This is a genomic window from Amycolatopsis sp. Poz14, assembly GCF_006704225.1.
GTDB lineage: Bacteria > Actinomycetota > Actinomycetes > Mycobacteriales > Pseudonocardiaceae > Amycolatopsis > Amycolatopsis nivea.
The window spans coordinates 3440772-3455519 of sequence record NZ_JACLHD010000001.1; the positions used below are offsets into that span (position 1 = coordinate 3440772).

Sequence of the window (14748 nt, forward strand, 5' to 3'; positions counted from 1 at the left end):
CGGTCAGGGGAAGAAACCCTGTACGTAGGGATCGGCGAGGGAGCGGATTTCGGCGGGGGACCCGGCGGCGACGGTGTCGGCGTACGCGCGCAGGCTTGCCCACACCTCGTACGCGGTGCCGCGGTCGAGGGACGCGCTAGGTTCGTCCACCACGAGCAGGTCCGGTTCGGACAGCAAGGCCGCCGCGAGCGCAGCGCGCTGAACCTGCCCGCTGGAAAGCTGGTGGGGAAAGAGCTCCAGCGTCTCCATCGGACAGACCGCTGCCTTGCAGGCGTCCTCGACGCTCCGTCCGCGATAGAGCTGCTGACGCTCGTCCAGCTGCGCGCCGACGGTTCGCTCCGCAGCGAACGCCGTGACCCCGGACTGCGGCACCAGGCCGACGGTGCCGTTGACCCGCACGTCCCCCGAGCTGCGCGCCACCGAAGGAAGCGAACCCGTCAACGCCGCCGCGACCATGGATTTGCCGCATCCGGATTCGCCGAGCAACGCGGTGATCTGTCCCGCTGGCACCGCGAAACACACCGAGTCCAGAACCGTCTCGCGCCACCGTCCGGTGTCGACCACGACGGTCAGCTCGCGCACCTCGGCTACCGGAGTCACGAACCCCAGCCGATGCCGAAGATCCCCGGCCCGAAATCCAGCGCGATCGCGTGCACGCCGTTGCCGCTGTCGAGCCGCAGCCGGCGCCGGGCCGGTGCTTCGTCGGTGGCGTTCGCGTACTGCCAGCACCGGGCGGGCACCGCGGTCGGGTCGAAGCGGATCTCCAGCAGGTACTCGCGGACCGGGCGGCGGAATTCCCGGTAGTGCGTGGCCCGGCAGTGCGGGTACGGCGGCCCGGAGTTGCGCAGGGTGTACTCGATGAGGTGCGTCTCGCCGCGTTCCAGCGCGCGGTCGAAGAGCAGTTCGGCCACCAGGATGCCGTGGTCGTCGTCCACTTCGGCGCGGCCGACGCGGCAGTTGCGCACCGGCTGCAAGTCGGGCACCGCCGTCGCGTCGCCCTGTGCGTACACCAGCAGCCAGCGGTCCTGACCGTCCGCACCGGACTGGAACACCGCGCGCGAGGTGACCGAGAGCTGGCCGCCGTCGGCCGCGATGTCGCAGCGGTCGTGCAGGCCGATCAGCTTCAGCTGGTGCTGCTGGTCCAGCGCGTCGGGCGCGCCGACGCGTTCCAGCAGCGGCTGCAGGATTTCACGGGTGAAGGTGACCGGTTCCTCGCCCGCCCGGTCGCGTCTGCTCGCGCCGCGCGGACGGGGCGGCGGCAGCAAGCCGAGCAGCGCGCCGTCGGGGACGTCGAGGATTTCCTCCAGCACCCGCACCGCCGAAAGCGATCCGGCCCGCTCCGGCTGGCGTTTGCCCGACTGCCAGTAGCTGAGCGCGGTGACGCTGACCGTCGCGCCCCGCGCGCGCAGCCGTGCCTGGATCCGGTCCAGGGAAAGGCCGCTGGCTCCGATCGCGGCGCGCAGCGCGCTCGCGAACGCGGTCCGGGCACCTCCGTCGGTGTCCGGACCGGCGTGGTCCGCCTGCCGCTGCGTCATGTCCCGCCGCCCGCCCCCGCTGGTAACCGACCGTGCCGAGCCCGACACAGGCACGGTAGCAGCCGTCCGACCAGGTTGTACCGCCGTGCCATTCGGACGAACGGGCTAGTACTGGCAACTGGGAACCATTGCCGTGACCTGCGCGGTCGCGCTTCCATGGCCAGGACGGAACGCGCCGCCCCCGGCGCGTCCGGAGCCTCGGCCCCGGCAGCGCGGACCGCGCCCCGCGCCCGGCCGGCGGCCGCGCCCGGAACCGGTGGCCCGGCATGCCCCCAGAGGCCGGGCCACCGGTCATCCGCCGCGGCGAGCGCGAAACTCCTTCGGTTTGCTCCCGGGCCTTCGACGGGATCACACGGACCGCCAGGTGCGGTTACCAGCGGGTAGGCTCCGGGCATGGTCTTGCGGCAGAACATCCTGATCACCGGAGCCAGCTCCGGTCTCGGCGAGGGAATGGCCCGGCAGTTCGCCGCTCGCGGCCGCAATCTCGCGCTGTGCGCCCGGCGCACCGAACGGCTCGACGACTTGGCCGCGGAACTGCGTGCCGCATACCCCGGGATCACCGTCGCCACGCGCGCGCTCGACGTCACCGACCACGACCGCGTCTTCCAGGTATTCGAGGAATTCCGGGCGGAACTCGGCAGGCTCGACCGCGTGATCGTCAACGCCGGGCTCGGCAAGGGACAGCCGGTCGGCGCGGGACGGTTCGACGCCAACCGGCAGACCCTCGAGACCAATCTCGTCGGCGCGGTGGCCCAGATCGAGGCGGCGGCGTGCATCTTCCGCGAACAGCGCGACGGGCACCTCGCGGTGATCTCGTCGTTCATGGCGCTGCGCGGTTTTCCCCGGAATCTCACCGCGTACTCCGCGTCCAAGGCGGGGATCTCCGCGTTCGCCGAGGGTGCGCGGCTGGAGCTGAGCAGCCACGGCATCACGGTCACCGACGTGCGGCCCGGCTACATCAGTTCGGAGATGACCGCTCGCTCGACCAAACGCAACCCGCTTATGGTGTCCGCCGAAGCCGGTGCGCACGCGCTGGTCAAGGCGATCGAAGTGGAACCGAAGCGCGCGTACGTGCCTTCGTGGCCCTGGGTGCCGCTGAGCCTCGCGGTACGCTTGGCTCCTGGCCGGTTGCTGCGGATGTTTTCCTGACGGGACGGCATAAATGGGTGCGATTTACCTGATCCGGCACGGCCAGGCGTCGTTCGGCGCGGCGGATTACGACGCGTTGTCGCCGCTGGGGTTCGAACAGTCCACATTGGTCGGCGCGGAGCTGAAACGGCGCGGGGTCGAGTTCGCGCAGGTGCGCTCGGGAACGCTGGCCCGCCAGCGGGACACCGCGGCGACGGCGTTGAAGGCCCTCGGCTGCGACGTGCCGGCGATCGAGGACGAACGCTGGAACGAATACGACCACGTCGACATCGCGGCGCACCACGCGGGCGGTGCGCCGCAAGAGGATCCGCGGGAGTACCAGCGGTTGCTGGACGCCGCGCTGACCGCGTGGGTCGACTCCGGCGACAGCGGCCCGTGCACGGAAAGCTGGCCTGCTTTCCTCGGCCGCTGCACGGCGGCGCTGGCCGAGCTGGCCGGTTCGCTGGGCAAGGGCGAGAACGGGCTCGTGTTCACCTCCGGCGGAGTGCTGGGCGCGGTCGCCGGGGCGTTGCTGGGCACGCCGGGGCCCGGGCTGCTGAAGCTGAACCGTGTCACCGTGAACACCGGCATCACGAAATTGACGTCCGGCCGCGGCGGCGTGAACCTGTTGTCCTTCAACGAGCATCCGCACCTCGAAGGCGAGAACGCGCGGCTGCTCACCTACCGGTAGGAGGCCGGCGTGCAGTTCGGTGAGGTCACCATCGTGCCGGTGAACGGGCACGGTCCGGAAGACGTGGTCGTGGACGCCGAGGGCCGGGTCTACACCGGTGTCGACGACGGCCGGATCCTGCGCGTTTCGCCGGACGGACGGCGGATCGACCTGCTCGGCGACACCGGCGGCCGCCCGCTCGGGCTGGAGCTGTACGGCGACGACGAGCTGCTGATCTGCGACGCCCGCGCCGGTTTGCTGACCATGCCGCTGGCCGGCGGCGAGACCACGACCCTCGCGACGTCCGGGGCCGGGCTGGACTTCGTGTTCTGCAACAACGCCGCGGTCGCCGCCGACGGAACGGTCTACTTCACGGATTCCTCGCGCCGCTTCGGCATCGACAACTGGCGTGACGACCTCATCGAACAGACCGCGGGCGGACGGCTGCTGCGCCGCACGCCGGACGGGCACATCGACCTGCTCGCCGACGGTCTCCAGTTCGCGAACGGCGTCGCGCTGCCGCCGGACGAGTCCTATGTGGCGGTCGCCGAAACCGGCGCGTGCCGGGTCAGCCGGGTCTGGCTGACCGGACCGCGCGCGGGAGACCGCGACGTCCTGATCGACGACCTGCCGGGCTTCCCGGACAACATCGCGACCGGTTCGGACGGGCTGATCTGGATCACCGAGGCCAGCCCGCGCCTCCGTGCCCTCGACGTCGTGCGCCGCCTGCCCACGGCGGTCCGGACCGCCGTGCGCGCGTTGCCGGATTCGCTGCAGCCCGCCCCGAAACGCCAGGTGGGCGCCGTCGCCGTCACCCCGGCGGGCGCGGTGGTGCGGGAATTGCGCGGCGAGATCCCGGGATTCCACCTGCTGGTGGGCATCCGCGAGTATCACGGCCGGTTGTGGTTCGGGTCTCTGGAAGAGAACGCGATCGCCTACACGGATCTCTGAAGGGCTTCTTGACTCTCACACCGTGTCAGGCGGTCAACTCGAAGGCGTCATGTTCAGTATCGGAGACTTCGCCCGCCACGGCCGCGTTTCGGTCCGCATGTTGCGGCACTACGACGCGACCGGGCTGCTGCGCCCGGCTCAGGTCGACCCCGACACCGGCTACCGCTACTACGCCGCCGCCCAGTTGGCGCGCCTCAACCGTGTCATCGCGCTCAAGGATCTCGGCTTCACTCTCCAGCAGGTGCAGGAGATCCTCGACGAGAAGGTCACCACTGAGCAGCTCGGCACCATGCTGCGGCTACGCCGGGCCGACCTGGAAGCGGCGATGGCAGCCGCGGCGGCTCGGCTGGTCCGGGTCGAGGCGAGGCTCCGAGCGATCGAAAGCGAGGGGCACATGCCCGAGAACGACGTCGTCGTCAAGAACGTCCCCGCGGTGCGGGTCGCGGAGCTGACCGCGATCGCCGCGAGTTTCGAGCCGGAGGACATCGGTCCCGTCATCGGACCGCTCTACGACGAGCTTTTCCGGCGAATGGAGGCGGCGGGCATCGCCTGCACCGGCCCCGGGGTGGCCTATTACGAGGACGTCCCGGAGGGCGACGGCAAGGTCGTCGTCCACGCCGCCGTCGAGGTTTCCGCCCCGGTGCGGGACGGCGACGTCCGGGTCCTCGACCTGCCGCCGCTGGAGCACGCGGCGACCATCGTGCACCGCGGTTCCATGGAGACGATCGATCCAGCGGCCCAGGCTCTGGCCCGCTGGATCGACGCGAACGGCTACCAGTCGACCGGCTATCCGCGCGAGGTCAACCTGGAGTGCCCGGAAAACCGCGACGACTGGGTGACGGAACTCCAGGTCTCGGTGATCCGGTCCTGATCAGCGTCCGGTCCACTGTGGACTGCGGCCGGCGGCCCAGGCGGCGTAGAACTCCTTGTGGTCCTTCGCGGTCATCAGCAACGCCTGCGTGATGGCTTCCAGTTCGATCGAGCTGCCGAGGTCGCTGTCGAGTTCGCGGGTCAGCAGCACCTTCGTGGTCGAGTACGCCAGCGCCGGACCGTCCGCGAGGCGGCGCGCCAGCGCGGCGGCCTCGCCGGCCAGTTCGTCGTCTGGCACGACCCGGTTCGCCAGTCCGATCGCCTCGGCGCGCGCGGCGGGGAGTTTGTCGCCCAGCATCAGCAGTTCCGTCGCGCGGCCGAGGCCGACCAGGCGCGGCAGCAGATACGCCGAACCCATGTCCGCGCCCGCCAAGCCGACCTTCGTGAACAGGAACGCGAACTTCGCCGATTCGGCCAGCAGCCGGAAATCGCTCGCCAGCGCGAGGACCGAACCGGCGCCCGCCGCGACGCCGTTGATCGCCGCGATGATCGGGATCGGCGTCTCGCGCATGGCTTTCACCACCGCGCCGGTCATCCGGGTGAATTCGAGCAGTTCCGCGGTGTCCATTTTCTGGAGTTCGCCGATGATTTCCTCGACGTCGCCGCCCGAGCAGAACCCGCGGCCCTTTCCGGTGAGCACGAGCACCCGCACGTCGCCGCGGTGCGGCAGTTCGGCGACGAGGTCGCGCAGGTCGGCGTAGACGTCGAAGGTGAGCGCGTTGAGCTTCTCCGGCCGGTCGAAGGTCACCGTCGCGACCCCGTCGTCCACCGTGAACTCGAAGTGCTCCCACGATTTCGTGAGCGGGACACTGGCGCGGAACGGGCTCATTTCTGGATTCCTCCACCGTCGAGTACGAGGGTCTGTCCGTTGATCGCGGCCGCCTCCGGGGCGGCGAAAAACTCCACGGCGTACGCGATTTCGCCGGGTTCGAGCAGCCGTCCGAGCGGGGACGCGGCAGCGAGCGCGGCTTCCGCGTCGGCCTCGTCGCGGCCGGTGCGCTCGCGGATCCGGGCGACCGAGGTCGCGGTCATGTCGGTGCGCACGAACGAGGGGCACACCGCGTTCGACGTGACGCCCGTGCCAGCCACTTCCGCCGCCACCGCGCGCATCAGGCCGACCGCCGCGTGCTTCGACGCGGTGTAGCCCGAGGTGTAGCGCGCCCCGGCCAGACCTGCGGTCGACGCGACCGTGACGATCCGCCCGAAGTCGCGTTCCCGCATCCCCGGCAGCACCTCGCGCGTGCACAGGAACGCACCGGTCGCGTTCACCTCGAACTGGCCGCGCCAGTCGTCGAGGCCGGTCTTCGCCAGCGGCGCGCTCGAGGACACCCCCGCGTTGTTGACCAGCACGTCGACCGGTCCGAGCTGGGCGAAGTACGCGCGGACGGCGGCCTCGTCGGTGACGTCGCATTCGGCACGGCCGGGGGAGTGCACGGTCGCACCGGCGCCGCGGAACCGCTCGGCGACGGCCGCGCCGATGCCGCGGGTGCCGCCGGTGACCACGACGACTCGGTCGGAAAAACTGCTCACTCCCGAAAGCTACACCGCAGCGGGCTGAGGTGTATAGAGTTGGCTCGTGCCCGACACCGAACCCGCCCGCACGCCCCAGGAGCTCGTGATGACGCTGCTGGGCAGCTACGTGCGCCCGCGCGAGAGCAGGCGCGTGTGGTCCGGCGGGCTCGTCGCGCTGCTGCACGAGCTGGGGTTCTCCGACGGAGCGGCCCGGATCGCGCTGACCCGGCTGGTGCGCCGCGGCCTGCTGTCGCGGCACCGCGAGGGCAGGCTGGTGCACTACTCGCTGACCGCGCGCACGGTCGCCCTGCTCGACGACGGCGACCGGCGCATCTTCGGCCTCGGCCGCCGCGACGAACCGGCCGGGACCTGGACCGTGCTGTGGCAGAACATCCCGGAAACCCGGCGCAAATCCCGCGAACGGCTGGTGCGGCGGCTGCGCTTCCTCGGCTTCGGCCCGGTCCAGGACGGCACCTGGCTCGCCCCGCACGACCGCGAGGCCGAGGTGCTCGCCCTGCTTACCGAACTCGAGGTCGCCGAACACGCCGGTCTGATGCTCGGCACGCCGTCCGCCGCGCTGGACGTGCGCCGGCTCGCCGGACGGGCCTGGGACCTCGACGGACTGTCCGCCCGCTACGCCGCGTTCGTAGCGGAATTCGGCGACTGCCCGCGCGAGCTCGGCGATCCGGAAGCGTTCGCCGTGCGCACCCGCCTGGTGCACACCTATCGCGAATTCCCTTCACTGGACCCGGAACTGCCTGCCGAGCTGATCCCCGCGCCGGAGACCAGGGCCGCGGCGGTCAAGCTGTTCCACGACCTGTACTCGGCGCTCGCGCCACCCGCCCAGCGCCACTTCGACCGAACCCTGTCCACGAGATGAGGAACCCGATGACCGGAACCGACGACACCCAGGCCGCACTCAGTTACACGTCCTATCTGGCCCTCGACGAGGTGCTCGGCGCCCAGCGCCCGCGCTCGGACGAACACGACGAACTGCTGTTCATCGTGATCCACCAGGTCTACGAACTGTGGTTCAAGCAGATCCTGCACGAGGCCGAGTTCCTGCAGGAAAGCCTCGAAGCGGGCAAGACCGCGCATTCGATCCGCACGCTGCGCCGCATCCTGACCGTGCTGAAGGTGGTGGTCGCGCAGATCGACGTGCTGGAGACGATGACGCCCAGCCAGTTCACCAGCTTCCGCGCCCGCCTCGACGCTTCGAGCGGTTTCCAGTCCGGCCAGTTCCGCGAACTGGAGGCGGTGCTCGGCCGCCGCGACGAGCGCGTCTTCGCGCACTACCCGGACGGCGGCGAGCAGCGCACCCGGATCGCCGACGCGATGCGCCGCCCGTCGGTGTTCGACTCGTTCCTGACGTATCTGTCCGGAAAGGGCTATCCGGTCGCCACCGACCGCGACGTGACCCGTCCGCTGGAGCCGTCGCCGGAACTGCAGGAAGTGCTGCTGAAGGTCTACCAGGACGACGGCGGCCCGTCGGTGCTCGCCGAGGCGCTGGTCGACCTCGACGAGGGCCTGCAGGAATGGCGCTACCGGCACGTGAAGATGGTCGAACGCACGATCGGCGACAAGACCGGCACCGGCGGTTCGTCCGGCGCGGCCTACCTGCGCACCACGCTGTTCAACCCGATGTTCCCGGACCTGTGGGCCGTCCGGAGCCGGCTGTGACCACAGTGGAGTCCTTGCGCGCCAAGGAAAACGCACTCGCCCCGCATTACTCGCGGTTCCGCGTCGCCGACCGGCTGCTGCTGTCCGCGCATTCGCACCAGGCTTGGCCGGACGTCGCCGAGGAGGGGCTGCGCGAAGCGTTCGCCGACGCCGCGGAGGAGGTGGACGAGAAGTGGGGCCGGGCGTTCGCGAAGGCCGACGAGCTGCGGAACGGGTTCCGGCAGTGGCTGTCCGATCCGCACGGCGACTACGCGCTCGGCCAGAACACGCACGAACTCGTGCTGCGGTTCCTCTCCGCGATCGACCTGCGGAAGCGGCCGCGATTGGTGACCACGGACGGGGAATTCCACACCCTGCGCCGCCAGCTCACCCGGTTGGCCGAGGAGGGCGTCGAGGTCGTCCGCGTGCCCGCCGCGCCGGTCGCGACGCTGGCCGAACGGCTCGCCGAGCAGGTCGACGACCGCACTGCCGCGGTGCTCACGTCGGCGGTGCTGTTCGAGACGTCGTGGATCGTGCCGGGCCTCGCGCATCTGGCTGACACGTGCCGGAGCTGCTCGGTCGAGCTGGTCGTGGACGCGTACCACGCGGTCGGCGCGGTCCCGTTTTCGTTGCACGACCTCGGCCTCACCAACGCGTGGGTGCTCGGCGGCGGCTACAAGTACCTGCAGCTCGGCGAGGGCAACTGCTTCCTGCGCCTGCCCGCGCACGCACAGGAGCTGCGCCCGGTGATTACCGGCTGGTACGCGGAATTCGGCGCCCTCGCCGACGAACGCCGGCCAGACGAAGTCGCGTACGCACCCGGCGGCGACCGGTTCGCCGGAGCCACTTACGACCCGTCGAGCCACTACCGCGGCGTACGAGTGCAGCAATTCTTCGCCGAGCAAGGACTCACCGCCGAGTTCCTGCGCGAGGTTTCGCAGCACCAGGTCGGCCTGCTGGCCAGCTGCTTCGACAGCCTCGGCCTGCCGGACGACGTCGTCACCCGCGACCGCGAGACCCCGCTCGACGGCATCGGCGGCTTCCTCTCGCTGCGCAGCCCGGTCGCCGGGCAGCTGTGCGAACGCCTTTCCGCGCGCGGCGTGCGGACCGACAGCCGGGGCCACTACCTCCGGTTCGGACCCGCGCCGTACCTGTCGGATGAACAGCTCGAGACCGCGATTTCCACGCTTCGGGAAGCTGTCGCGGATCTGGGGTGAAGCTCCCGGGATGCGGGTGGTGGCCCGGAGAACGGCGAAGTAGGTTGACGGTGTGCACTGCGGGACGGGCAACCCCCGTTCCCCGGTGCGCACCGTTCACACATTTGCGCGGCCACGAGCCGCGTGGGAGACAAAGGAGTCACCACCGTGACCGAAGGCGTGTTCGGCCGTCACACCGGCCATGAACAAGTCGTGTTCTGCCACGACGAGGCCAGCGGGCTGAAAGCCATCATCGGCATCTACTCCACCGCTCTGGGCCCGGCCCTCGGCGGCACCCGGTTCTACCCCTACGCCACTGAGGACGCCGCCCTCGACGACGTTCTCGCGCTCTCCAAGGGAATGGCGTACAAGAACGCACTAGCCGGCCTCGACCTCGGCGGCGGCAAAGCCGTCATCATCGGCGACCCGAACACGCTGAAGTCCGAAGCGCTCCTGCGCGCGTACGGCCGCTTCGTGGAATCGCTCGGCGGCCGCTACATCACCGCCTGCGACATGGGCACGTACGTCCGCGACATGGACGTGGTCGCCCGCGAAACCCGGCACGTCACTGGACGTTCCCCTGAGGACGGCGGGGCAGGCGACTCCTCGGTGCTCACTGCTTTCGGCGTGTACCAGGGAATGCGCGCGTCCGCCGACCAGGTCTGGGGCGTACCCGAACTGACCGGCCGCCGCGTCGGCGTCGCAGGTGTCGGCAAGGTCGGCCACATCCTCGTCGGCCACCTCGTCGAAGCCGGCGCGCACGTGGTGATCACCGACGTCGCGCCCAGCGCGGTGGAACGCACCCGAGCGGCGTACCCCGGGGTCGAGGTGGTGTCCGATGTGGACGCCATGATCGGGACCGAATTGGACGTCTTCGCCCCCTGCGCGATGGGCGGCGTGCTCACCGACGAGACAGTCGCCGCCCTGCGCACGCAAATCGTGTGCGGCGCGGCGAACAACCAACTGGCGCACCCCGGCGTCGACAAGCTCCTGGACGACCGCGGCATCCTCTTCGCCCCCGACTACCTGGTGAACGCGGGCGGCGTCATCCAGGTGGACGACGAACGCCACGGCTTCGACTTCGCCCGCGCCCAGCGCAAAACGGCGGCCATCTTCGACACGACGAAAGCGGTGTACGACCTGGCGAAGGACGACGGCGTACCCCCTGCCGCCGCTGCCGACCGCCTTGCCGAACGCCGGATGACCGACGTCGGCCGCCTGCGCTCGATCCTCACGGTGTAGCTCGGCCGAGTACGTGAGGGGAACCCCCACGGAACCAGATTCCTTCAGGGTTCCCCTCACGACCCACCACCGGTCGTGCCGGTCGTGAGGGGCCCCTTCACGGACTTGGATTCCCTCAAGGAGCCCTTCACGGCCCGCCACCCGCGCTCGCTCGCCCGGGATGCGCTCGCCCGCCTCGCGCTCGCCGGAATGCGCCCGCCCGCGCTCGCCCGGGATGCGCGGGCTCGCCCCGCGCTCGCCGGAATGCGCCCGCCCGCCCCGTGCTTGCTCGCCCGCGCAAGTCCGGGATGCGCGCGCTCGCCGGAATGCGCTCGCCCGCCCCGCGCTAGCTCGACCTGAGCTCGCCAGGATGCGCCCCAATGTGGCATTGGGTGCATCCCACGCACCGAACGCCACATTGGGTGCATCCCACGCACCGAACGCCACATTGGGTGCATCTGACGCACCCAACGCCACATTGGGGCGCTAGCCCGCCCGCCCACCCAACCGCAGCCAACACACCCGACGAGCGAGGCACCCACACCACTCCCGCACCCCGATACGAAGCCAAAACACGGGCGGAGGGTGCTTGTCAAGGCATCTTTCCCGCCTTGACAAGCACCCTCCGCCCGTAGTCACACTCAAGCTTCGGGGTGCCCCACGCCACCCTCAGGAACGGCGATCAGCCGCTCTTCCGCCGAAACGTCCGCTTGTTCGCCGCGGGCCCGTGCGCGTGCTGGCTCTGCTGCCCCGCGTTCTCGTGCGCGGCCCCGTCCCGCGCCTTGGCCTGCTTCCGTTCCAGCGCCTCGCGGAACTTCCGCTTGACGTCGCCCTCCCCGTCGCTGGGTGCCGGTTGCGCTTCACTCATGGCTGACCTCCGAAGGTGACGACGTGATACCCCGTCAGCCTGGCACCCTTCCCGCACCTTGGCGAGCCATTTCAGAGTGACGCCACCCGGCGGTGGCTCGATTCGACCGCCTTCCGCGGCACCGGCACGACAGCTTCCGCGACCACCGGAGGATCCCGCCGGACCACGCGCCATCCAGTACCGGCAGCGAGCCCGAACCCCGCCGCACCAGCCAAGATCACCGCGACCCATCCGGTCGCCGCGGTGAAAACCAGGGTCCCGGCTCGGCTGTAGACGAAGCCGGAAAGCACCGCCCAGCCCACTATCGCCGCGCCGCCCGCCGCGAGGGGAGTCGTGATCACTGCCACTGCACCGACCGCGAGCGCGACGGCCGCCACGGCATAACTGGGATGCGCGGGAGCGAGCTTCGCCGCGATCGCAGCCGCCACCACCGCCACGCAACCGAGCGGGAAACCGAATCCGCCAGCCAGCCGTCCGTCAGTACGCATGCCCCATGGCACCTCGCGCGGGCGCGTAAGGGAGGGCGCGCGGACAGGTTCCGTACGCTCCGGCGCGAGGTATTGACGGCTTCTTGACCCCGGTCAGGCGCGGGCGGCCGCGCGGACGATCGCCGCCACGATCTCCGGCCACAGCGGCTCCGGCAGGTCGTGCCCCATGCCCGGGACGATGACCAGTTCCGCGTCCGGGATCGCCGCCGCGGTCGCCTTCCCGCCGCTGACGTCGATCATCACGTCGGAGTCGCCGTGCAGCACGACGGTCGGCACCCGGACGTCGTGCAGTCGTTCAGTGCGATCGCCCGACGCGACCACGGCGGCGGCCTGCCGCTGCATCCCGACCGGATGCCGTCCCCGGTCGTAGTTCCGGGTTGCCTTGCGCCGCAGGTATTCCTCGGTGGCCGGATAGCCCGGCGACCCGGTCACCCGGTAGTTCGCGACGCTCAGCTCGATCTGCTCCTCGCGCGTTTCCGGCGCCGGCTTGGTGAGCGTTTCCAGCGCGGCGGGCGAGACCTGGCCGACCGACGGGTCGCCGGTCGTCGACATGATCGAGGTCAGGCTCAGCAGCCGGTCCGGGTGGTCGATCGCCAGCTGCTGCGCGACCATTCCGCCCATCGAGGCGCCGACGACGTGCGCCTTCGCGAAACCGAGCGCGTCGAACAGCCCGACGACGTCGTCCGCGAGGTCCGAGAGCAGGTACGGCGCCGGGGCCGTGCCCGCCATGATCCCGGCGAGGTCCGGCGCGCCGAGTTCGTCGAACCAGGTGGACAGGCCCGCGTCGCGGTTGTCGAAGCGCACCACGTGGAAGCCGCGGCTCGCGAGCAGCTCGCAGAAACCCTCCTCCCAGGTGATCATCTGGGCGCCGAGTCCCATCACCAGCACGATCGGCGGCGCGGCCGGGTCGCCGAACGTGTCGTACTCGAGTTCGAGGCCGTTGGCCTGTGCGCGTGGCATGCCCCGATCATGCCGCAGCGTGGAACCGCGTGTGGCCGAGCCGGGCGGTCGCCGGTTACGGTGCACGCCATGCCGACTTCGCGTGCCGGACAGCGCGCCCGGTCCCGTTCCGCCGCCGGGCTGCCCGCGGTCACCGCGAAGAAGGTGATCGACGCGGCGGTGAAGCTCACCGTCGAACGCGGCCTGGAGAACTGGACGCTGCGGCAATTGGCTGCCGCGATCGGCGCGTATCCGGCGGTCGTCTACCACCACGTAGGGGATCGCGACGCGGTCGTGTGCGCGGTGCTCGACCGGGTGGTCGGCCAGCTGCGGCTGCCCGACGAGAAACTGGACTGGCAGGAGTGGTTCGTCGAACTGCTGACCGGTCTGCGCGAGGTGCTGCGCAAGCACCCGGGCACGGCGCGCCGGATGGCGTCGTTCGGCCCGTCGGTGGCCGCGGCCACGCCCACGGTGGACCGCGGCGTCCGGATGCTGCTGGACGCCGGCTTCGGCGACGAGAGCGCGCTCGCCTACACGATGCTCACCACCACCGCGTGCCAGTACGTCGCGCTGGAGGACGACCGGGACTGCAGCCTCGGCCTGCGCCTGGACAACACCGAGGAGTACGCCTCCTACCACGACCGCGAGGACCTGCCCGGGATGGCCGCGCACGGCCGCGCGATGCGGGAGCTGCTCGCCGACCCCGCGGCCGCCGCCGGTTACCATCCGCAGCTGTTCGACTTCGCGATCCGCAGCTGCCTGGACGGGCTCACGTGCCGATTGGCCCGGTTGCGCGGCTGAAATTCGCGAAATTGCCCGGCCGGGGCGTCCGCGCTGGGCCGTCCGCGTGGTCGTGGTGAAAAGTGGGACTGTCGCCGCGCCGACCGACACCGATTCGACGCCTTCCCGGCGTAGCGTGGACAGCTACCGGGGGCCTCGCCTCCGGAAGGGGCCCCCGGCACTTTCCTCCCCCCCTCGTGGTGCCGGGGGTTCTCCTTCCGGTACGTCAGTGCTGGGGCGGGTGCTGGATCGCGGGGAAGACCTGGCCGACCACGGTCACGAGCGACATGGTCAGCAGCGTGTGCACTTGGCGCCGGTCCAGCGAGCGGTGCACGAGCCATTCGCGGCCCGCCGCCTTCACCATGCCGGCGAACGCGCGCACCGCCGCGTTCAGCTCCTCGCCGTGCGCGCTGTCGCGGGACAGCCCGACCGCCTCCAGGACGCGGTCGGCCGACGCGCGGTCGGCCTCGGCGACGATCCGGTCCACCTCCGGATCGCGGCCGATGCCCTCCGGCGCGATCGCGGCGAGCCACAGCTTCTCCTGCCCGCGCACCATGTCGAGCAGCCAGTCGATGGCGGCGTCCGCGCGTACTTCCAGCGGGCCGTCCGGCAGAATCTGCACCGCAATCCGTGGCACGGTAAGCGCGCGCCGAACGATTTCGAGGTACAACTCCCTTTTCGTTCCGAAATAATGATTGATCAGTCCGCGGGCCACGCCTGCCTCGGCCGCGATGTCCGAAGTGGACACTTCCGAATACGGTCGTTCGCCGAACAGCCGCGCCGCACAGGCGTAGATCTGCTCTTTGCGTTCGTCCGGTTCGAGTCGCCGCCACTTCGGCGCCGGATCGGTGCTCATGGCATCAGTTTGGCATGATCGGTTCAGTAAGGCGGAACAGCCGGGCGGAATGTCGCGGCGGAAACACGTTCGGCT

At 70.5% G+C, this 14748-nt stretch carries 17 protein-coding genes; 9 read left to right on the forward strand and 8 right to left on the reverse strand.

Going from position 1 to position 14748, the window contains the following annotated elements; all coding sequences use genetic code 11:
• Window positions 1-3: 3 nt before the first annotated feature.
• Together FKO37_RS16580 and FKO37_RS16585 are read right to left on the reverse strand one after the other, a co-directional pair.
• Window positions 4-600, reverse strand: a complete 597-nt coding sequence (locus tag FKO37_RS16580; protein WP_238604941.1) for an ATP-binding cassette domain-containing protein — start codon at window positions 598-600, stop codon at window positions 4-6.
• On the reverse strand, window positions 597-1535 hold the full coding sequence (locus tag FKO37_RS16585) for a hypothetical protein (protein ID WP_238604942.1): 939 nt from the start codon (window positions 1533-1535) through the stop codon (window positions 597-599). Before FKO37_RS16585 ends, FKO37_RS16580 begins: the two co-directional genes overlap by 4 nt.
• A 393-nt stretch (window positions 1536-1928) precedes the next feature.
• Here FKO37_RS16585 and FKO37_RS16590 point away from each other — a divergent pair, with 393 nt between their 5' ends.
• Genes FKO37_RS16590 through FKO37_RS16605 form a run of 4 tightly spaced genes read left to right on the forward strand, consistent with a single transcriptional unit; the run spans window position 1929 to window position 5155 of the window.
• Window positions 1929-2684 carry an SDR family oxidoreductase gene (locus tag FKO37_RS16590; protein WP_238604943.1) on the forward strand — a complete coding sequence of 252 codons (756 nt, stop codon included), beginning with the start codon at window positions 1929-1931 and terminating at the stop codon, window positions 2682-2684.
• A 13-nt stretch (window positions 2685-2697) separates the two neighbouring features.
• The gene (locus tag FKO37_RS16595) at window positions 2698-3354 is read left to right on the forward strand and encodes a histidine phosphatase family protein (RefSeq protein ID WP_037817477.1); all 657 of its coding nucleotides are present in this window, start codon (window positions 2698-2700) and stop codon (window positions 3352-3354) included.
• A 9-nt stretch (window positions 3355-3363) separates the two neighbouring features.
• Window positions 3364-4284 carry an SMP-30/gluconolactonase/LRE family protein gene (locus FKO37_RS16600; RefSeq protein WP_134662505.1) on the forward strand — a complete coding sequence of 307 codons (921 nt, stop codon included), beginning with the start codon at window positions 3364-3366 and terminating at the stop codon, window positions 4282-4284.
• 49 nt (window positions 4285-4333) lie between these two features.
• Window positions 4334-5155 carry a MerR family transcriptional regulator gene (locus tag FKO37_RS16605; protein ID WP_238604944.1) on the forward strand — a complete coding sequence of 274 codons (822 nt, stop codon included), beginning with the start codon at window positions 4334-4336 and terminating at the stop codon, window positions 5153-5155.
• Here FKO37_RS16605 and FKO37_RS16610 read toward each other — a convergent pair whose 3' ends face one another.
• Window positions 5156-5983 carry an enoyl-CoA hydratase family protein gene (locus tag FKO37_RS16610; protein WP_037817473.1) on the reverse strand — a complete coding sequence of 276 codons (828 nt, stop codon included), beginning with the start codon at window positions 5981-5983 and terminating at the stop codon, window positions 5156-5158.
• On the reverse strand, window positions 5980-6684 hold the full coding sequence (locus tag FKO37_RS16615) for an SDR family NAD(P)-dependent oxidoreductase (protein WP_037817472.1): 705 nt from the start codon (window positions 6682-6684) through the stop codon (window positions 5980-5982). The genes FKO37_RS16610 and FKO37_RS16615 overlap by 4 nt, the downstream gene beginning before the upstream one ends.
• Window positions 6685-6772: 88 nt before the next feature.
• Here FKO37_RS16615 and FKO37_RS16620 point away from each other — a divergent pair, with 88 nt between their 5' ends.
• From FKO37_RS16620 to FKO37_RS16635, 4 genes are all read left to right on the forward strand, one after another.
• Window positions 6773-7546, forward strand: coding sequence for a PaaX family transcriptional regulator C-terminal domain-containing protein (locus tag FKO37_RS16620; RefSeq protein ID WP_051173119.1), 774 nt, complete (start codon window positions 6773-6775; stop codon window positions 7544-7546).
• A gap of 8 nt (window positions 7547-7554) precedes the next feature.
• Complete coding sequence (locus tag FKO37_RS16625; protein ID WP_037817470.1) at window positions 7555-8346, forward strand: tryptophan 2,3-dioxygenase; 792 nt, start codon at window positions 7555-7557, stop codon at window positions 8344-8346.
• Window positions 8343-9542, forward strand: coding sequence for a kynureninase (locus FKO37_RS16630; RefSeq protein WP_037817469.1), 1200 nt, complete (start codon window positions 8343-8345; stop codon window positions 9540-9542). Before FKO37_RS16625 ends, FKO37_RS16630 begins: the two co-directional genes overlap by 4 nt.
• A gap of 147 nt (window positions 9543-9689) precedes the next feature.
• Window positions 9690-10763: a Glu/Leu/Phe/Val dehydrogenase dimerization domain-containing protein gene (locus tag FKO37_RS16635; RefSeq protein WP_037817468.1), complete on the forward strand. Its 1074-nt coding sequence runs from the start codon at window positions 9690-9692 to the stop codon at window positions 10761-10763.
• A gap of 661 nt (window positions 10764-11424) precedes the next feature.
• Here FKO37_RS16635 and FKO37_RS16640 read toward each other — a convergent pair.
• The 3 genes from FKO37_RS16640 to FKO37_RS16650 form a co-directional block, all read right to left on the reverse strand.
• Window positions 11425-11610 (reverse strand): DUF5302 domain-containing protein, encoded by a 186-nt coding sequence (locus FKO37_RS16640; RefSeq protein ID WP_037820589.1) that lies wholly within the window; start codon window positions 11608-11610, stop codon window positions 11425-11427.
• 71 nt (window positions 11611-11681) lie between these two features.
• Window positions 11682-12098 carry a hypothetical protein gene (locus FKO37_RS16645; protein ID WP_238604945.1) on the reverse strand — a complete coding sequence of 139 codons (417 nt, stop codon included), beginning with the start codon at window positions 12096-12098 and terminating at the stop codon, window positions 11682-11684.
• Window positions 12099-12191: 93 nt separating this feature from the next.
• Window positions 12192-13058 (reverse strand): alpha/beta fold hydrolase, encoded by an 867-nt coding sequence (locus tag FKO37_RS16650; protein WP_134730536.1) that lies wholly within the window; start codon window positions 13056-13058, stop codon window positions 12192-12194.
• Window positions 13059-13127: 69 nt separating this feature from the next.
• On the opposite strand from FKO37_RS16650, the gene FKO37_RS16655 reads away from it, so the two are divergent.
• Window positions 13128-13838 carry a TetR/AcrR family transcriptional regulator gene (locus FKO37_RS16655; protein ID WP_037820595.1) on the forward strand — a complete coding sequence of 237 codons (711 nt, stop codon included), beginning with the start codon at window positions 13128-13130 and terminating at the stop codon, window positions 13836-13838.
• 205 nt (window positions 13839-14043) lie between these two features.
• Here FKO37_RS16655 and FKO37_RS16660 read toward each other — a convergent pair whose 3' ends face one another.
• Window positions 14044-14673, reverse strand: a complete 630-nt coding sequence (locus FKO37_RS16660) for a TetR/AcrR family transcriptional regulator (RefSeq protein WP_037715077.1) — start codon at window positions 14671-14673, stop codon at window positions 14044-14046.
• Window positions 14674-14748 lie beyond the last annotated feature (75 nt).